This is a genomic window from Mesorhizobium sp. B2-4-2 (genome assembly GCF_006442845.1).
Taxonomy (GTDB): domain Bacteria; phylum Pseudomonadota; class Alphaproteobacteria; order Rhizobiales; family Rhizobiaceae; genus Mesorhizobium.
This window is the reverse complement of sequence record NZ_VFVM01000001.1, coordinates 327965-346990: the sequence shown is the minus strand read 5'-3', so window position 1 is coordinate 346990 and position 19026 is coordinate 327965. Positions and strand designations below refer to the sequence as shown.

The 19026-nt window shown below is 63.9% G+C and carries 14 protein-coding genes and 1 pseudogene; 13 read left to right on the top strand and 2 right to left on the bottom strand.

Features of this window, described 5'->3' with window-relative positions; translation table 11 throughout:
• The first annotated feature begins 19 nt into the window (after positions 1 to 19).
• The 6 genes from FJ942_RS01640 to FJ942_RS01615 all read left to right on the top strand — a co-directional run bounded on the left by FJ942_RS01640 (position 20) and on the right by FJ942_RS01615 (position 8148).
• Positions 20 to 1126 (top strand): mandelate racemase/muconate lactonizing enzyme family protein, encoded by a 1107-nt coding sequence (locus FJ942_RS01640; RefSeq protein ID WP_140897131.1) that lies wholly within the window; start codon positions 20 to 22, stop codon positions 1124 to 1126.
• A complete protein-coding gene (locus FJ942_RS01635; protein ID WP_140897130.1) occupies positions 1123 to 2307 on the top strand; it encodes a mandelate racemase/muconate lactonizing enzyme family protein in 1185 nt (394 codons plus the stop codon). The genes FJ942_RS01640 and FJ942_RS01635 overlap by 4 nt, the downstream gene beginning before the upstream one ends.
• A 233-nt stretch (positions 2308 to 2540) precedes the next feature.
• Entirely contained in the window at positions 2541 to 4205 is a 1665-nt protein-coding gene (locus tag FJ942_RS01630; protein WP_140514726.1) for an ABC transporter substrate-binding protein, read from the top strand.
• Positions 4206 to 4275: 70 nt separating this feature from the next.
• On the top strand, positions 4276 to 5229 hold the full coding sequence (locus FJ942_RS01625; RefSeq protein WP_140498118.1) for an ABC transporter permease: 954 nt from the start codon (positions 4276 to 4278) through the stop codon (positions 5227 to 5229).
• Entirely contained in the window at positions 5226 to 6104 is an 879-nt protein-coding gene (locus tag FJ942_RS01620; RefSeq protein ID WP_140497909.1) for an ABC transporter permease, read from the top strand. Before FJ942_RS01625 ends, FJ942_RS01620 begins: the two co-directional genes overlap by 4 nt.
• Positions 6097 to 8148: an ABC transporter ATP-binding protein gene (locus FJ942_RS01615; protein WP_140897129.1), complete on the top strand. Its 2052-nt coding sequence runs from the start codon at positions 6097 to 6099 to the stop codon at positions 8146 to 8148. The genes FJ942_RS01620 and FJ942_RS01615 overlap by 8 nt, the downstream gene beginning before the upstream one ends.
• A 22-nt stretch (positions 8149 to 8170) precedes the next feature.
• Here the strand turns inward: FJ942_RS01615 and FJ942_RS01610 are convergent, their stop codons facing one another.
• Complete coding sequence (locus tag FJ942_RS01610) at positions 8171 to 9073, bottom strand: LysR family transcriptional regulator (RefSeq protein WP_140897128.1); 903 nt, start codon at positions 9071 to 9073, stop codon at positions 8171 to 8173.
• A 114-nt stretch (positions 9074 to 9187) separates the two neighbouring features.
• Between FJ942_RS01610 and FJ942_RS01605 the strand changes: the two genes are divergently transcribed.
• The 7 genes and pseudogenes from FJ942_RS01605 (at position 9188) to FJ942_RS01575 (ending at position 17639) form a co-directional block, all read left to right on the top strand.
• Positions 9188 to 10843: an ABC transporter substrate-binding protein gene (locus tag FJ942_RS01605; RefSeq protein ID WP_140897127.1), complete on the top strand. Its 1656-nt coding sequence runs from the start codon at positions 9188 to 9190 to the stop codon at positions 10841 to 10843.
• A gap of 174 nt (positions 10844 to 11017) precedes the next feature.
• On the top strand, positions 11018 to 11887 hold the full coding sequence (locus FJ942_RS01600; protein WP_140897126.1) for a DUF427 domain-containing protein: 870 nt from the start codon (positions 11018 to 11020) through the stop codon (positions 11885 to 11887).
• Positions 11888 to 11967: 80 nt separating this feature from the next.
• Positions 11968 to 12670, top strand: a pseudogene (locus FJ942_RS01595) (SDR family oxidoreductase).
• A 447-nt stretch (positions 12671 to 13117) separates the two neighbouring features.
• Positions 13118 to 14092 carry an ABC transporter substrate-binding protein gene (locus FJ942_RS01590; RefSeq protein ID WP_140818342.1) on the top strand — a complete coding sequence of 325 codons (975 nt, stop codon included), beginning with the start codon at positions 13118 to 13120 and terminating at the stop codon, positions 14090 to 14092.
• A 76-nt stretch (positions 14093 to 14168) separates the two neighbouring features.
• The gene (locus FJ942_RS01585) at positions 14169 to 15254 is read left to right on the top strand and encodes a glycine betaine/L-proline ABC transporter ATP-binding protein (RefSeq protein ID WP_140897125.1); all 1086 of its coding nucleotides are present in this window, start codon (positions 14169 to 14171) and stop codon (positions 15252 to 15254) included.
• Positions 15251 to 17227 (top strand): ABC transporter permease subunit, encoded by a 1977-nt coding sequence (locus FJ942_RS01580; protein ID WP_140558271.1) that lies wholly within the window; start codon positions 15251 to 15253, stop codon positions 17225 to 17227. The genes FJ942_RS01585 and FJ942_RS01580 overlap by 4 nt, the downstream gene beginning before the upstream one ends.
• A gap of 34 nt (positions 17228 to 17261) precedes the next feature.
• Positions 17262 to 17639 (top strand): GFA family protein, encoded by a 378-nt coding sequence (locus FJ942_RS01575; RefSeq protein WP_140514715.1) that lies wholly within the window; start codon positions 17262 to 17264, stop codon positions 17637 to 17639.
• Positions 17640 to 17645: 6 nt separating this feature from the next.
• Here the strand turns inward: FJ942_RS01575 and FJ942_RS01570 are convergent, their stop codons facing one another.
• Positions 17646 to 19004 (bottom strand): NAD(P)/FAD-dependent oxidoreductase, encoded by a 1359-nt coding sequence (locus tag FJ942_RS01570; RefSeq protein WP_140514713.1) that lies wholly within the window; start codon positions 19002 to 19004, stop codon positions 17646 to 17648.
• Positions 19005 to 19026 lie beyond the last annotated feature (22 nt).

Here is a 19026-nt window from a genome sequence, read left to right as displayed (position 1 = left end):
GCGGACAACGGACATCAACGTGCAGATCGCAACCATCAAAGCCTACCATGTCGCGCAGCCCTTCGTGGACGGCCCCTATCGCATGTCGAAGGGGCGCGTCGCCGACGCCTTCGACGCAGTGATCGTATCGATCACCTCCGATGACGGCATCACCGGCTGGGGCGAGATGGCGCCGCTCGGCAATTTCTATTCGGCCGCCTTCCCGGCGGGCGCCCGTGCCGGCGTTATGGAGATCGCCCCGCACCTCATCGGCCACGACCCGCGCGGCCTCGCCGGCATCGGCCGGCTGATGGACATCGTGTTCAAAGGGCATCCCTACATCAAGTCGGCGCTCGACATGGCCTGCTGGGATCTCGCCGCGCGCGCCGCCGACGTGCCGCTGGTGACGATGCTGGGCGGCAAGGAGAGCGATACGGCCGAGCTTTACAAGGTCGTCACCCATGGCAGCGTCGATGCCATGGCCGCACTTGCGAAGCGCATCGTCCAGGACGGCTTCCACCGGCTGCAGGCCAAGGTCGGCGGCAACGTCCGCGACGACATCGAACGCGTCACGGCGGTCGCCGCCTCAGTGCCGAAAGACACTGTCATCTTCTGCGACGCCAATGCCGGCTGGACGCCCTACCAGGCGCGCCAGTTCGCCGATGCGACGCGCTCGATCGATTACACATTCGAGCAACCCTGCACGACGATCGAGGAAAACATGTCGGTGCGCCGCATGCTCGACAAGCCGATGGTGCTCGACGAATCCGTCACCTCGCTGGAGGACATGCTGGAAATTCATCGCCGGGGCGCGGCCGACGGGCTGACGCTGAAGATCTCGCGGCTCGGCGGCGTCGGCAGGACCCGGCTGATCCGCGATGTCGCCGTCGACCTCGGCTTCATGATCACCGTCGAGGATACCGGCGGCGCCGAGATCGACACGGCGGCCATGGCGCATCTGTCGCTGTCGACGCCGCAGGAGCGCCGCCTGCACGCCATCGCCTTCCACGAATGGGTGACGGTGCGCACGGCGTCGAACAAGCCGCCGGTCACCGGCAGCCGCATGGGCGTTCCGGATGGTCCGGGCCTCGGCATCGACGTCGTCCCGGATCTTCTCGGCAAGCCCTTCTTCGAGGTCGGCCGGTGAAAATCCGCGGCATCAAGGCGACGCCGATCAACCTCAGGCTCGAGGCGCCTTATGCCTGGGTGTTCGGTGAACTCGACGGCTTCTCGCCGACCATTGTCGAAGTGGAGACCGAAGATGGCCTGATCGGCCTCGGCGAAGCACCGACGCCGGCAGCAGCCGCGATCATCAACGACATCCTGGCACCGCGGCTCGTGGGCCGCGACGCCTTCGACATCGCGGGCGCCGAGCATGTCTGCCTCCCCTACTGGACCGGCGTGCAGTCGATCAACGACCGCACCCGCATCATGGCCTTCGGCGCGATCGAGATGGCGCTCTGGGACCTGCGCGGCAAGGCGTGGAACCAGCCGCTCTACCAATTGCTCGGCGGCGCCGTGCGCAAGGAGATCCCGTTCACCGATTACTTTTCGCTACGCGGCAACGGGCCAAGCGTGAAAGGCGAGACGACGCCGGAGGAAGTCGCCGACTACTGCGTCGAGCTTCATGAGACCCACGGAACGACCTTCTTCGAAGGGAAGTTCTCGACGCAGGATCCAAAAATCTCGCTGAAGATGATCGAATTGATCCGCAGGAAGCTCGGCGACGATGCAATGATCCGCATCGATTCCAACCAGGCCTATTCGCTCAGCACCGCCCGGCGACTGACGCGGCCGCTGGAAGAGCTTAGCGTGCGCAATTGGGAGGATCCAGTGGCGACGATCGAGGAGATGCGCGAACTCAGGCGCCATTGCTCGATCCCGTTCTCGACCCACAACATCGACATCGCCCGCGCCATGGACCTCAAGGTGCCCGACGCCTTCGTCGGCAATCCAACCGCGCATGGCGGCATCGGCCGCATGCTGCGCTTCGTCGGCGCCTGCGAGCACGCCGGCATCGATTTCTGGTGCTACAGCGGCGACAGCGGCATCGGCAGCGCCGCCTACCTGCATCTATGCGCGGCGCTCGGCTGGATACGGGAACCGAACCAGTCGCTGTTTCGCATGCAACCGACCGACATCACCGAGGAAGGACCGTTTTGCCCGAGGAATAATGTCGTGCCTGTGCCGGAGGGGCCCGGTCTCGGCATCACATTGTCGCGAGAACGGCTCGCTGCCTGCCATCGCGACTTCGCCGAGAACGGGCCCTGCAACAAATATCACGATCCGGCAAAGCCCGGAACTTACCGTCGTTTGCCGCTGAACTAGATGAGGGCGGCCGGCCACAACAGCAGAAGCCAGCCGCCGCGATCCCGGTCGGAAAGGGTGGCCACGGACTAGAGGAAGCAGTGCAGCCCAGAAACCGGCACGTCCGCGCCAAGGACTGGATGGACCGGACAAAACCGCGTGCTACAGTCCCGGTCTACAGGCCTCTGGCGACCGGAAACGGTGTAGTCGCGAATTTTCGTCAACCATAAGAAACAGGGGAAAGGGTCAAACCCATGAGCAAGAATTATCGCATTCTCGACCTCATCCGGCGCAACCGCTCGCCGCTCGAAAATCACCTCATCGACGGTCTCGTCGACGGCCGTGTCAGCCGCCGCGACTTCATCCGCCATGGCAGCCTGCTCGGCCTGTCGCTGCCGCTGCTGGGCGGCATCACCACGGCCGCGGGCCTCGGCGCCATGCCGTCGCTCGTCCGGGCGCAAGGCGCGCCAGGCGCCACGATCCGCGTCGCAAGCAGCGTGCCGGCGGCGACGATCGATCCTGTCACCATCGCCGATGCCGGCGGCCTGCTGATCATGCAGCAAGTCGCGGAGTTCCTCTGCGTCGACGGCCCCGATCTCGTGCTCAAGCCGGCGCTGGCTGAAAGCTGGAAGCCGAACGACAACGGCTCGGTGTGGACTTTCAAGCTGCGCAAGGGCGTGAAGTTCCACTCAGGCGGCGAAATGAAGGCCGACGACGTGGTGGCCAGCATCGACCGGATCGCCGACCCGGCCAACTCGTCCAACGCATTGTCGGTGTTCACCGGCATCCTGTCGAAGGGCGCCAGCAAGAAGGTCGACGACTACACGGTGGAATTCCACCTCGACGCCCCGAACGGCAACTTTCCCTACATGGTGTCGTCCGACAATTACAACGCCGTCATCGTGCCGGCGAGTTACAAGGGCGACTACGAAAAGAGCTTCGACGGCACCGGGCCCTTCAAGATCGACAAATACACGCCAAAGGTCGGCGCGTCCTTCGTCCGCAACGAAGGCTACTGGGGCGAGAAGGCGCTGCCGGAACGCACCGAATTCACCTTCTTTGCCGACATGCAGCCAATGATCCTGGCGCTGCAGGGCGGGCAGGTCGACATCATCAACCAGATGCCTGTGCTGTCTGGCGTGGCGCTGCTCAACGATCCCAACATCGACATCATCAGCCTGAAATCGTCGGCGCACCAGCAACTGCACCTGCGCTGCGACGACGGGCCGATGAAGGATGCGCGCGTGCGCCGCGCCATCGCGCTCAGCCTGGACCGCGACAAGCTGGTCGCGGGCCTGATGAAGGGGCGCGCCGTGGCTGGCAACGACAGCCCGTTCGCCCCGGTTTATCCCTCGACCGATGCGAGCGTGCCGCAGCGCAAGCAGGACATCGCGCAGGCCAAGCAACTCATGGAGGCGGCGGGCGCGGGCAAGGGCTTCAAGATGACGCTGACCACCGAGCGCTATCTCGAAATCCCCGAATACGCCCAGCTCATCCAGAACTGGGTCAAGGAAATCGGCATCGAGCTCGAGCTCAACATCCTCGACCAGAGCGCCTATTACGGCGACGCCGTGTTCGGCAAATCGAACTGGCTGGACTCGGAAATGGGCATCACCGACTACGGCCACCGCGGCGTGCCGAACGTCTATCTTGCCGCCCCGCTGAAGAGCGAAGGCACGTGGAACGCGGCGCACTTCAAGAACAAGGACTACGACGCGCTGGCGACCAGCTATATCGCGGCCCTCGATCTCGAAGCGCAGAAGGCGACGGCAGGCAAGATCCAGAAACTTCTGCTCGAGGAGACGCCGGTCATCTTCGGCTATTTCTACGACTATCTGACGGCGACGGCGAAGGGCGTGGCCGGCGTGCAGCCGACCGCGATGTCGCAGCTGTTCCTGGAAAAGGCGTCGAAGGCCTGAGCGGAAGGGAAAGCCAATCCTCTAACAGCCAGCTTCCTGACGGGAGCTGGCTACTCAGGGAGTGTTAGCCATTCTCTCCTTCCTTGTCCGGCGCGTCTCGCTTTCGCTCGTCACGCTGTTCCTGCTCAGCATCATGGTCTTCCTGGGCGGGCAGGTGCTGCCCGGCAATGTCGGGCGCGCCATATTGGGGCCGTTCGCCGACCAGCGCGCCGTCGATGCGCTCAACCATTCGCTCGGCGTCGACCGGCCACTGCTTGCCCAGTACTGGAGCTGGATTTCAAACTTCGTCCAGGGCGACATGGGCACGTCCTACATCTTCCGCTCGCCGGTCGCCCCCTTCGTCATCGATGCGCTGGGAAATTCGATGAAGCTGGCGGCGGTCGCCTTCGTGCTGGTGGTGCCGATCGGCATCCTTGGCGGCGTCGTCGCGGCCCTCAACCTCAACCGGCCGCTCGACCGCATCATCAGCCTTGGCGGCCTGTCGGTGACGGTGCTGCCGGAGTTCGTCACCGGCATCATCCTGATCCTGATCTTCGGCGTCTGGCTGCGCTGGCTGCCGATCTCGGCGGCATGGCCGCGCGATGCCGGTTTCTTCACGCAGCTTTACTACCTGATCCTGCCGGCGCTGCCGCTGTTCCTGGTGCTGTTCGGCTATATCGCGCGCATGGCGCGCTCGGGCATGATCGAGGCGCTCGATTCCGACTATACGCGAACCGCGGTGCTCAAGGGCCTGCCCTGGCGCACGGTGATCTGGCGCCATGTGCTGCGCAATGCGCTGCTGCCGACCATCACCGTCATTGCCACCCAGACCGGCTATCTCATCGGCGGGCTGGTGGTGATCGAGACGCTGTTCCGCTACCAGGGTATCGGCTCGCTGATCTTCACCGCTGCGCGCGGCAAGGATTTCCCGATGCTGGAATCGGGCATCCTGACCATTGGCATCGTGTATGCCGTGGCCACCCTTGTGGCCGACTTCCTCTATTCCGTGCTCAATCCACGCATCCGGCTGGGGTCAGAACAATGAGCGCCGTCCAGACCAGTCCCGCCAGACAGGACGACACCCGCCAGCGCAGCCCCCTGGCGGAGGTTTTGTCCTCGCTGCTTCGCTCCGGCACCTTCCTCGTCGGCATCACCATCGTGCTGTTCTGGGTCGCCTGTGCGCTGTTCGGCGAACATTTCGCGCCCTACGATCCGCTCGCCGACGACATCATCAACGCGCTGGCGCCGCCTTCGGCCGAACACTGGTTCGGCACCGACCAGATCGGCCGCGACGTCTTCTCGCGCGTCATCGTCGGCTCGCGCGACATCCTGACCGTGGCGCCGCTGGCGACATTGCTGGCGACGGTGGCCGGCACGGCGCTCGGGCTGCTCACCGGTTACTTCCGCGGTATCGTCGACGATGTCGTCAGCCGCATCCTGGAAGCCTTCATGGCAATCCCGGTGGTGATCGTGGCGCTGCTCGCCATCGTGGCGCTCGGCACGTCCAAGACCACCGTCATCGTGGTCATCGGCCTGAGCTTCGCGCCGATCATCGCGCGCACCGTGCGCTCGGCGGTGCTGGCTGAGCGCGAGCTCGACTATGTCGCCGCGGCCCAGCTCAGGCATGAGAGTGCGCTGCATACGATGTTCGTCGAGATCCTGCCCAACGTCATTCCGCCGATCCTGGTTGAAACGACCGTGCGGCTTGGTTATGCCATTTTCGCGGTTGCCACGCTTTCCTTCATGGGCTTCGGCATCCAGCCGCCGTCGCCGGACTGGGGGCTCTCGATTTCCAGCAATTACGGCATGATCGGCGGCGGCTTCTGGTGGACCGTGCTGTTCGACGCGCTCGCCATCGCCTCGCTGGTGATCGGCGTCAATCTGGCGGCCGACGGCGTGCATGGAGCCTTCAATGACTGAACCCTCCAAGACCCGGAAGGCCAAGGCCCAGAACGCACTCGACCTCGACGACCTGTCGGTCGCTTATCGTGTTTCGGGCCGAAACCGGGCGGTGCTGCGCAATCTCAGTCTCACCATCGGCCAAGGCGAGGCCTATGGGCTGGTCGGCGAATCCGGCTGCGGCAAATCCACAGTCGCCCTTTCCGTCGTGCGCTACCTGCCGCGAAACGGTTCGATATCAGGCGGCGCGATCTCGCTCGACGGCCAGGACGTCATGAAGCTCGATGCCGAGGCGCTCAGGCAAATGCGCGCCGAAAGCGTCTCCATGGTCTATCAGGACCCCGGCAAGGCGCTCAACCCGTCGATCCGCATCGGTCGCCAGCTGACCGAGATCTTCGAGCTTGGGGGCAAAACGGGGCAGGCAGCCGAGGATCGCGCAATCGCCATGCTCAACCGGGTGCGGATCTCCGATCCGGCCAGCGTCATGCAACGCTATCCGCACCAGCTTTCCGGCGGCATGCAGCAGCGCGTGGCGATCGCCATGGCGCTGGCCAACGATCCTTCGATGCTGATCCTGGATGAGCCGACGACCGGCCTCGACGCGACCGTCGAAGCCGAGGTGCTCGACCTGATCGCGCAGCTGCGGCAAGAATTGTCGGCCTCGATCCTGTTCATCAGCCACAATCTCGCCGTCGTCTCCAACATGTGCGATCGCGTCGGCGTGCTCTATGCCGGCATGCTGGTCGAGGAAGGGCCGACGGAGGCCGTCTTCAACGATCCGCGCCATCCCTATACGGTAGCGCTGCTGCGCTGCCTGCCGCGCGGCGGCCAGCGCAAGGACCAGGGCCGCCTCGACACCATCCCGGGCTTTTTGCCCGGCATCGGGGCCGACATCAAGGGCTGCCCCTTCGCCGACCGCTGCGCTCTCGCTACTGACCGCTGCCGCAACGAGTTGCCGCCGCTCTACGAACTGGGCGGCCGGCTGTCGCGCTGCCACTATCACGAGAAGGCGCAATCCCTGCCGCGCGCGACGCCCAGCGACGCGCCCGCCGCGCCGAAAGCCGCAGCCGCGCCGGTATTGCGGGTCGCCGGGCTGAACAAGACCTTTGCCAGCCATGGCCATTCGCTGCGCGCGGTGAAGGACGTGTCGCTCGATCTCAGGCCGGGCGAAACGCTCGGGCTGGTCGGCGAATCCGGCAGCGGCAAGACCACTTTCGCCAGGCTGCTGCTCGGCCTCGTGCCGCCCGACGACGGCGGCAGCATCGAGCTCGAGGGCAAGGCGCTGGCGCCGCGGCTGGGGGACCGCAGCGACGACCAGGTCAAGGCGATGCAGATCGTCTTCCAGAATCCGGACTCCGCACTCAACCGGTCGCATTCGATAAGGCATCTGATCGGCCGCGCGCTGAAGCGGCTGGCGGGCTTGAGCGGCAAGGCGCTCGAGGCGCGCCTCGACGACCTCGTCCGCTCGGTGCGGCTGACCGACCGGCATCTGGCCGTGAAGCCGCGCCAGCTGTCGGGCGGACTGAAACAGCGCGTTGCCATAGCGCGCGCCTTCGCCGGCGATCCACGCATCGTCGTGTGCGACGAGCCGACCTCGGCGCTCGACGTGTCGGTGCAGGCCGCGATCCTGAACCTGCTCGCCGATCTGCAAGCGAAGGAAGACGTCAGCTACATCTTCATCTCGCATGATCTTGGCGTGGTGCGCTACCTCTCCGACAAAATCGCCGTGCTCTATCTCGGCCGCATCATGGAGCTTGGGCCGTCGGAGGACGTTTTCTCCGGCCCGCATCATCCCTACACCGAAGCGCTGCTGTCGGCCGTGCCCAGGCTCGACCAGACCGAGACGGCGCGCATCCGTCTCGACGGCGAAATCCCCAGCGCCACCAATCCGCCGCCGGGCTGTGTCTTCCACACGCGCTGCCCACGCAAGATCGGCCCGATCTGCGAACAACAGGAACCGCCGCTGGCCGAGGCGCGCCCCGGACACTCGATCCGTTGCCATATTCCCTATGTGGAACTCGCCAGGCTGCAGAGGCCGGCAGCGGTCGATACCGAGCCGGCGTAGCCGAACATACGGCCCCTGCCCTTCACGGATGGCCGGCCATGCTGAAGGACCGGTCGCCCTCGGCAAAGCCCTGCTCGCCGGCCCAATCCCTCGTCAGTGCCCGCAATCCCGCCAAGGCCACGTCGAGCACATCCGACGACGCCGGATTGCTGGGATAGGCAAGATAGATCGGCCGCTGGAACATGGGCGTGTTCGCGACGCGTTTCATTTCGCCGCGCTCGATATGGCCGCTGACGGCGCTGAGCGGCAGATAGGCGGCGGCTTGCTGCGACAGCACGTGCTGCAAACCGATGAAGACCAGGCCGGCCGAAATGGCCGGCTTGACCATGCCGGCAAACGCCCGATCATGCTCGATGCGGAATTCGAGCCCCCAGTCCATCAGTATGTAGTTCTCGGTCCATGGCTTCGTCTGCGCGGCATGCTGGACAAGCACGACCTGATCGACGGCCAGCGTTTCGTAAACGATTCCGGGATGCGGCCGCGGCAGATAGAGGATGCAGATGTCGAGCAGGCCTTCGGCCAGTTGGTCGATTGCCAGATCGGGAAAACTGCCCTCGAGCCGCAACGCCACGTTCGGCCGCTCGGCGCGCATCCATTCGACCCATGGCGAAGTGATGCGCTCCCACAGATAGGCGGGCGCGGTCAGCCGCAGCAGTGTCTCGTAGCCATCGGGAACGGCGATGTCCTGCCTTGATTGCTCCCAGGTACGGGTGATTGCGGATGCATGCGGCAGGAACTGGCGGCCGGCCGGCGTCAGCGTGATGCCATCGCGTTCGCGGACGAAAAGCCGTCGCCCCAACTGCTCCTCCAGCACTCTTATCCGCGCACTGACGGTGGACTGGGCAAGGTTCAGCCGATTGGCCGCGACGGTGAAGCTGCCATGCTCGGCAATCTCCAGGAAACTGCGCAGGTTTTCGGTGTCCATGTCTTGGCTCTCCGCATCGAAAATTCCGATGGCCCCTATCAAAAAATATCGCTTTCCGCTGGCGGTCAACGATGAATTAGATGGCCTGCCCCAAGACAAGCGAGGATTGCAGCCATGCCGAAGCATTTCGAGAGGATCGACATCGCCCGCCGGAATCTCACTGCAATCGAAAATTCCGCTGTCGACGAATTGCTGGCCGGCCGGCTCGACCGGCGCGATTTCCTGCGCCATGGCAGCGTTCTCGGCCTTTCGCTGCCGTTCTTGGGCAGCCTTGTCGCCGCCGCCGGTCTCGGCACGCAAGAAGCCCGCGCCGAAGGCAAACCGGGCGGCACGGTGCGCGCCGGCGTGGCGACGCCGGGCGGGGCCATCGATCCCGTCACCTACTACGACAGCGGCAGCTACCAGCTGGTTTTCCAGACCGCCGAATTCCTCTGCGTCACACAGCCGGACCTCACGCTGAAGCCGGTGCTGGCGGAAAGCTGGTCGCCGAACGAGGACGGCAGCGTCTGGACGTTCAAGCTGCGCAAGGGCGTGAAATTCCACAATGGCGAGGACTTCAAGGCCGACGACGTCGTCGCGACCTTCGACCGGCTGGCCGACCCGGACGGGGCCTCGAACGCGCTTTCGGTGTTCAAGGGCCTGCTGTCGAAGGGCGGCACCCGCAAGGTCGACGACCACACCGTCGCCTTCCATCTCGACGTGCCGAACGGCAGCTTTCCCTATTCGGTGTCGATCGACAACTACAATGCCGTCATCCTGCCGGCGAGCTACAAGGGTGATTACGAAAAGACCTTTGAAGGCACCGGCCCGTTTCGGCTGGAGAGCTACACGCCGAAAGTCGGCGCGACCTTCATCCGCAACCCCGATTATTGGGGCGAGAAGGCGCTGCCGGACCGGCTCGAGTTCAAATTTTACGGCGATGTCCAGCCGCGCATCCTGGCGCTGCAGGCCGGCGAAGTGGACATTCTCGACGCCGTTCCACTCGATGTCAGCCAGGTGGTGCTGAACAGCCCCGACATCACCGTGCTGCGCGTCGCCTCGACCGCGCACCGCCAGCTTCACATGCGCTGCGACATGGCGCCTTTCACCGACAAGCGCGTGCGCCAGGCGCTGGCGCTGTGCATCGACCGTTCCAAGCTGGTGGATGGGCTGTGCCGCGGGATGGCGGCGACCGGCAATGACAGCCCGTTTGCGGCGGCCTTCCCCGCGACCGACAGAACGGTGCCGCAGCGCGCCCAGGACATCGCCAAGGCCAAGCAGCTTATGGAAGCCGTGGGCCTCGGCAGCGGCTTCGACATCACGCTGACGACGCTGCGCTACTCCGACATTCCCGGCTACGCGCAGCTGTTCCAGAACTTCGCCAAGGAGATCGGCGCGCGCGTCTCGCTCAACATCGAGGACCAGGACAAATATTACGGCAAGGCGGTGTTCGGTCAATCGGACTGGCTGGACAGCCCGCTCGGCATCACCGACTACGCCCATCGCAGCGTGCCGAACGTCTTCCTGAAAAGCCCGCTGGTCAGCGACGGCCCGTGGAATGCGGCGCATTTCAAGAGCGCCGCCTATGACGGCATGGTCAATTCCTATCTCAAGGCGCTCGACATCGGCGCGCAGCGGGCGGCGGCGTCAGACATCCAGAAGCTGCTGCTCGACGAGACGCCTGTCATCTTCAGCTATTTCCCCGACCTCCTGGTGCCGGTGCGCAAGAATGTCAGCGGGCTGCCGCCGATCGCCGCCGGCCTGCTGCTCGACCGGGTGTCGCTGGGATAGAGGCTGGATGGACAATTTCTGCTTTCGGGCGGCGAGGCTATCCGCCAGCGGGGCTGCGAAGGGCGATGGGGGGCCATCGTTCGAGCCGCTCGACTCAGGAGAAGCCCGCCGCCCGGAAACCCACTCCGATACGATGACTCAATCCAGGTCCATCTCGCTTTGCGCGAACACTCGATGACAAAAGAAAAGAAACGGGAGACTACCATTCGCAAGCCTCATTTGCGCGGCCGCGGGCCGCATTTTCCCTTGCTCGACACGATCGTGCAGTATGAGTTCGAGCCCGGCTACGTCGCCTTCACCATGCCGATGCAGAAGCGGCTGCGCGTGCAAGTGGGATCGATGATCGTCGCCGACACGACCAGGGCGCTGGTGTTCTACGAATCCGATCACCTGCCGGTCTACTACTTCCCGATGAGTGACGTGCGCGAGGAGTTCCTGCTGCCGAGCAGGACGACGACGGAAGATCCGTTCAAGGGCCTGGCCACGCACTACTCGCTCAACACCGGCATCACGCTGGTCGAGGATGCCGCCTGGCGCTATCTCGACCCGGTCAAGGGCTGTCCGCCGATCGCGGACTACATGTCCTTCTACTGGCCCAAGATGACGCACTGGTATGAGGAGGACGAGGAGATCTTCGTCCACGCCCGCGACCCGTTCCGACGGGTCGACTGCCTGCCGTCGACACGGCGGGTGCAGGTGATCCTGGACGGCGAGCAGGTCGCCGATTCACGGCGCGGCGTGTTCCTGTTCGAGACCGGCCATCCGGTACGCCATTATCTGCCGATCTCCGACACGCGGCTCGATATGTTCGCGCCCAGCCGCTACATCTCGCGCTGCCCCTACAAGGGCATCTCCAACTACTATCACGTGACGACGGGCAAGAAGCGCCACGAGAACCTCGTCTGGTACTATCCGGAGCCGGTGCATGAGGCGGAGCGCATCAAGGGCCTGGTCTGCTTCCATCACGAACTGGTCGACAAGATCCTGGTCGACGGCGTCGAGATCCCGAAAGAAGCCACGGCCGCCTCCGACGGCTATTTCTAGCCGTGTCGCAATGCCCGCGCTGAAGGCTTGATCGGAACGCGGGACAGCGCATACCCTCCCTGAAGCAGGGAGGGTTATCGATGGATCTTTTCAAGCTGGACGGCGATGTCGCGCTGGTTACCGGTGCCGGCAGCGGCATCGGCCAGGCAATCGCGATCGGATTGGCGCAGGCCGGCGCCGACGTCGCCTGTTTCGGCCATGCATCGAAGGGCGGGCTGGAGGAGACCGCACAGCGTATCACCGCGCTTGGACCGCGTCGAGAGCGAACTCGGCGCCCTGACGATTGCCGTCAACAATGCCGGCATCGCCGGATCGGAGCCGGCCGAGACAATGGCCCTGGAGACGTGGCGGAAGGTGCACGAGGTCAATGTCGCCGGCGTGTTCTTTTCCTGCCAGGCCGAAGCGCGCAAGATGCTGGCGCGGCGCAAGGGCTCGATCGTCAACATCGCCTCGATGTCGGGCACCATCGTCAATCGCGGGCTGACGCAGGCGCATTACAATTCCTCGAAGGCCGCCGTCATCCACATGTCGAAGAGCCTCGCCATGGAGTGGGCCGACCGCGGCCTGCGCGTCAACGTGGTCAGCCCGGGCTACACGCTGACGCCGATGAACAAGAGGCCCGAGGTGGCGGAGGAGATCAAGATCTTCAAGCGCGACACGCCGATGGGGCGCATGGCGGCGCCCGAGGAAATGGTCGGGCCGACCGTGTTCCTGGCCAGCCGCGCGTCGAGCTTCGTCACCGGCCTCGACCTGATCGTCGATGGCGGCTACGTCTGCTGGTAAGGTGGCTCGGCAGGTGGGTTGGGTGCGACCTCGCCTGCGGTCCGAATTATGCATCCAGCAAGCCTTAGTCATTGCGCGCGATAAGTGTTGGTATATATAATTTCATCTCATGAAACGGTTCTGGCGATGGGGCTTGCCGGGCCGATAGCCGAGGTCAGGGGACCCTGATGGCTCGCATTTTGCAGGGCGTCATAAGGCTGGCAATCGACCCGCAGGTGATCGTTGTCGCAGCGATCCGTCGGCAGCTATGACGCCGACCTTTCAGCACCATTTCCGCAAATCAAACACTCAGCACAATCCACCTGCGCCGGTTTTGGCCGCGCGATGGCGGAAACGGCCTTGCGCAACGGCAGGTCTTTCCAACACAATCAAGAAAAAACCCAGCAAGGGCAGAAAGACGCAAGAAGGGAACGAACGATAACCGTCACAGCTTGAAGGAGAACAAGCATGTCATTTCGGAGCGGAGTTTCTAAACTGTCCATGGGCGCCGCCGCGCTCGCGGCACTGAGCCTGCCAACGCTTTCCGTCCACGCCGCAGCCCCTGAATCCAACGATCCCATCAAGATCGCGCTGTTCGACTGGACCAGCGTCAATCTCAACGCCAAGATTCTCGGCGGTATTCTCGAAAAGCTCGGCTACACCGTCGAATATCCGACCGCCGATTACCTCTCCAGCCTGACCACCGGTCTCACCAATGGCGACCTCGATATCGGCCTGGAATTCTGGGACACGACCGCCGGCGAGGCGATGAAGGCTTCCGACGCCACCGGCCAGACCGAGCGCCTCGGCAAGCTCGGCCCCAAGGCCAAGGAAGAGTGGTGGTTCCCCGAATATATGAAGGAGAAATGCCCGGGCCTGCCCAATTGGGAAGCGCTGAAGGATCCGAAATGCGCCGAGGCCTTTTCGACGGCCGAGACGGCGCCCAAGGGTCGTTATCTCGGCGGTCCGGTGACCTGGGAGGGTTTTGACGACGAGCGCGTCGAGGCACTCAAATTGCCATTCACCGTCATCCACGCCGGCACCGACGCGGCGATGTTCGCGGAGCTCGATTCCGCTTACCAGCGCAAGGCGCCGATCATGCTGTGGATCTATTCGCCGCATTGGGCGCCGGCCAAATACAAGGGCGAATGGGTTCAATTCCCCGAATACACGCCCGAATGCTACAGCGACCCGAAATGGGGCACGAATCCCGACGCCAAATATGATTGCGGCAAGCCGCATGGCGAGATCTGGAAATATGCCTGGAACGGCATGAAGGACAAATGGCCCGTCGCCTACAAGGTGGCCAAGGCCTACACGGTCGACACCGACGAGCTCAACAAGATGAGCGGTGAGATCGACCTCGGCGGCAAGACGCCGGAGGACGTCGCCGCCGCCTGGATCGCCGCCCACGAAGCCGACTGGCAAGCCTGGGCACAGTGATTGCTCCGACTGGAGAATGAGACCCGGCCGTCGATCGGCCGGGCCTCAATCGTCGATATTCCAGAAGGACGCTTGAATGCCTGACAAGACCGAACAGGGATCGAACGTTGCGGGCGCGCCAAAGGATGCCCGCCCGATAAAGCTGGCCTGCCGCAATGTCTGGAAACTGTTCGGTTCGAACGCGGCCAGCTTCATCCGCGAGCGCGACGGCAAGGCCAGCATGGCCGATGTCGCCGCTGCCGGACTGGTCGGGGCGGTACGCGGCGTCGATCTTGAAATCCGCCAGGGCGAGGTCTTCACCATCATGGGGCTCTCGGGGTCGGGCAAGTCGACCCTGGTGCGCTGCATGTCGCGTCTGGTCGAGCCGACGCACGGCAAGGTCGAGTTCGAGGGCAAGGACCTGCTCAAGATCTCCGATGCGGCGCTCATCGAACTCAGGCGCCACCGCATGGGCATGGTGTTCCAGAATTTCGCGCTGCTGCCGCATCTCAACGTGCTGGACAACATCGCCTTTCCGCTCAGCATCCAGGGGCAGGACCGCGCGACGCGCGAAGCACGCGTCCGCGACGTGATCGAGCTTGTCGGCCTGCGCGGCCGCGAGCATTTCTATCCGCGCGAGCTGTCAGGCGGCCAGCAGCAGCGTGTCGGCATCGCCCGCAGCCTGGCGACCAAGCCGGAGATCTGGTTCCTCGACGAACCGTTCTCGGCGCTCGACCCGTTGATCCGCCGCGAGATGCAGGACGAGTTGATGCGATTGCAAACCATGCTGCACAAGACCATCGTCTTCATCACCCATGATTTCGACGAGGCGATAAGGCTGGCCGACCGCATCGCCATCATGAAGGATGGCGAAGTCATCCAGATCGGCACGCCGGAGGAACTGGTGGTTAATCCCGCGACAGACTATGTCGCCGAATTCACCCGCGACGTCGACCGCGCCAAGGTGATCTCGGCGAAGAGCCTGATGCGCGCCTGCGACGGCGCCGAGCATGGCGGCACGGTGGCGCCGGAGGCCAAGATTGCCAGCTTCTCGGCCAGCATCGTCGCGGCCGGCAGACCGTTCGCGGTGGTCAACGGCAGCGGCAAGCCGATCGGCGAGGTGACGCCGCAAGCGGTGATCGACCTGCTCGCCGGCATCGAGCGGTCAGGAGCCGGTGCATGACAGTAACGGCAAGCGCCAGTGAGACGAGGCCGCGACCGGCGCAGACATGGCTGCTGGTCTGGGCCGCAGCGCTTGCCGTGGTGCTGATCGTGTTCCTGCTCCAGGACAGTTTCCCCTGGGCCGTCAATTATCCGGCCGAGGCGATCGTGCCGGTCGCCGACTGGGTCAGCGCCCTGATGCGCTGGATAAAAATAAACCTGTCAGGGCTGACGCGGTCGATCACCGCCGTGCTCGGCGTGCCGCTCGATTTCGCGCTCGACCTTCTGGCCAAGAATTTCAAGATCGGCCACGGTGCCGACGCCTATATGCTGCCGCGCCTGTCCTGGATCGGCGTCTGCGCGGCGGCGTTTGTCGCCGGGCATGCCGCTGGCGGCCGCAAGCTCGGCATGCTGGTCGGCGGCTGTTTTCTCTACATCGCGCTGTTCGGCCAATGGACCAGCGCCATGCTGACGCTGGCGCTGATTTCCATCGCCGTGCCATTCTGCATCGCCACGGGATTGTTCGTCGGCATCTGGGCTTGGCGGAAACCCTGGGCGGAGCGGCTGGTGGTCTCCCCTGCCCTCGATCTGATGCAGACCATCCCGACCTTCGCGTACCTCATCCCGATGCTGCTTCTGTTCGGCAACAGCCCGGTTTCGGCGATGATCGCCACCGCCATCTTCGCCACGCCGCCAATGGTGCGGGCAACGATGCTCGGCCTGTCGCGGGTGCCGTCCGAGATCGACGATTTCAGCGAGATGGCCGGCTGCACGGCGCGGCAGAAACTGTGGCGCGTGCTTTTGCCGTCGGCGCGGCCGACGCTGATGGTCGGCGTCAACCAGGTGATCATGCTGGCGCTGAACATGGTGATCATCGCCTCGATGATCGGCGCCGGCGGGCTAGGCTATGACGTGTTGCTGGCGCTGCGTGCGCTGAAGGTCGGCGAAGCCATGGAAGCGGGGCTGGCCATCGTGGCGCTAGCCATCGCGCTCGACCGGCTGAGCCAGGCCATCGCCGCCAACCATGCAAAAGGTCACGTCCACCGGCAAGTCCAGCCCGCCTTCTGGCGGCGCAATCTGACGCTGGCCGTCGCCATTCTGATCGTCACCACACTGCTTGGCCTCTTCGTGCCTGCCTTCGCGGCGGTGCCGAAGGTGATCACCTTCACCACCGCGCCATTGTGGAAAGCGGCGGTGAATTGGGTGACGATCAACTTCTTCGACGTCATCGAGGCGTTCCGCGTGGCGCTGATCCTTAACGTGCTGAACCCGGTGCGGGCCTTCTGCGAGGGCTTTCCGTGGCTGGGCGCGGTGTTCCTGCTCGGCCTTGCCGGCTTTCAGCTTTCCGGGTTGCGCCTGGCCGCTCTGGTGGCAGTGCTGACCGCCTTCTGCGCCGTCACCGGGCTGTGGGAAAAGACGATGGCGACCGTCTATCTCTGCGGCATCTCGGCTTTCATCGCTTGCCTGATCGGCATTCCGATCGGCCTGATGGCCGCGCGCAGCGACCGCTTCGAGAAGGTGACCACGCCCGTCATCGACACGCTGCAGGTGCTGCCCTCCTTCTGCTTCATCATTCCGGTGGTGATGCTTTTCCGCGTCGGCGACGTCACCGCGATGATCGCAACGATCGCCTTCGCCGTGGTGCCGGCGATCCGCTACACCAATCACGGCATCAGGCAGGTGCCGCCGGCACTGATCGAGGCGGCCAAGGTTTCGGGCTGCACGCCGCGCCAGACTTTCTTTCGCGTGCAATTGCCACTCGCGCTGCCCGAGATCATGCTGGGCGTCAACCAGACGATCCTGATGGCGTTGGCGATGATCATCATCTGCGCCATGGTCGGCACCCGTGATCTCGGCCAGGAGGTGTTCATCGCGCTGTCCAAGGCCGATTCGGGCCGCGGCATCGTCGCAGGGCTCGCCATCGCCTTCATCGGCATCGTCGCCGACCGGCTGTTCAATGCCTGGACGGCCAAGGCACGGGCGAGGCTGGGTTAAAGCTCAACCGGCGAACTTATCAAGGGAGGAAGACATGACCAGCAGGATTGCCCGCTGCACCTGTGGCCAATTGCAGATCCGCTGTCCGCAACAGCCGGCCAAAATATCGCTTTGCCACTGCCTGGACTGCCAGCGGCGCACCGGCAGTCCGTTCGGGATAGCGGCTTTTTTCGATGCCGACGCGATCGACATCGACGGCTCATCCCAGACATTCCGGCGCAATTCCGACAGCGGCTTTCCCGTCACGTTCCACTTTTGTGGAAACTGCGGCTCGACGGTGTTCTGGTATCCGTCGCGCAAACCGGAGGCGGTCGCTGTCGCGGTCGGCTGTTTCGCCGATCCGTCTTTCCCCGCGCCGACGCAAGCCGTCTATGGCGAAAGCCGCCACGACTGGGTCGTGTTGCCGGCCTGAAAGCCGCTACTCCGCCGCGACGCCCTTCACTTCCAGATAGCTCTCCATCGAATCGTCCAGCGCCTGCAGCCACGGCGTATGGTGCAGCGGCGCCATGGTGCCGGTCATCAACGAGCGGTAGGAATGGTCGCGGAAGCTCATGATGTCTTCCACCTTGTGGTGCTCCCATTCCATGAAGGTCTGGTTGACCGCCTCGACGTCGAAGCCGGGATAGTCGGTCTGGTCCATCAGTTCCTTGGTGTAGTCGCCCTGGAACCAGATCATCTGCTCGGCGTCTTCCAGCGTCTCCTCGCGCGCCCGCCATCTGGCGCCGTGCTCGGCCATTGCCTGCGCGGACGGCAGCTTGATGCGGCCCATGATCACGTCGCGCGCGAACCAAGCCTGCGCGTCGAACATGTTGAAAGTGTAGAACTGGTCCTGCATGCCGATGTAGAAAAGCTTCGGGTTCTTCTCCCAAACGACGCCTTCATAGAGATCCAGCGGCCACATGCGGTTGGCGGTCTTGAGCTTCAGGTCGTCGGTGAGGAAAGGGAAGGAATGGAGATAGCCGGTGCACAGGATGATTGCGTCGATATCCTTGGTTGAACCATCCTTGAAATGCGCGGTCTTGCCGACGACCTTCTGGAGCAGCGGCACCTCTTTCCAGTTCTCAGGCCATTTGAAGCCCATCGGCTTGGAGCGGTAGCTCGAGGTGATCGACTTCGCCCCGTATTTGTAGCACTGCGAGCCGATGTCCTCGGCCGAATAGGAGCGGCCGATGATCAGGATGTCCTTGCCCTTGAATTCCATCGCGTCGCGGAAATCGTGGCTGTGCAAGATGCGGCCGTTGAAGGTCGAGAACCCCTCGAAATAGGGAACGTTTGGCACCGAGAAATGCCCGGACGCGACGACGACATTGTCGAACTCTTCCGAATAGGTGACGTCGTTGGTGCGGTCATGCGCGGTGACGGTGAATTTCTTCGTCTCGTCCGAGAAGGTCACCATGCGCACAGGACTGTTGAAGCGCACCCATTTGCGCACGCCTGACTTTTCGACGCGGCCCTTGATGTAGTCCCACAGCACGGCGCGCGGGGGATAGGAGCCGATCGGTCGGCCGAAATGTTCCTCGAACGTGTAGTCGGCGAATTCCAGGCATTCCTTCGGCCCGTTCGACCAGAGATAGCGATACATCGAGCCGTGCACCGGATCGCCATGCTCGTCGAGGCCGGTGCGCCATGTATAATTCCACAGGCCGCCCCAGTCGGACTGCTTTTCGAAGCAGACGATCTCGGGAATGTCTGCCCCTTTGTCGGCCGCTGACTTGAAGGCCCTGAGCTGTGCTAGGCCGGACGGTCCGGCCCCGATGACGGCAACGCGAGTGTTCATTTCCGGGCCTCCATTTTTTTGA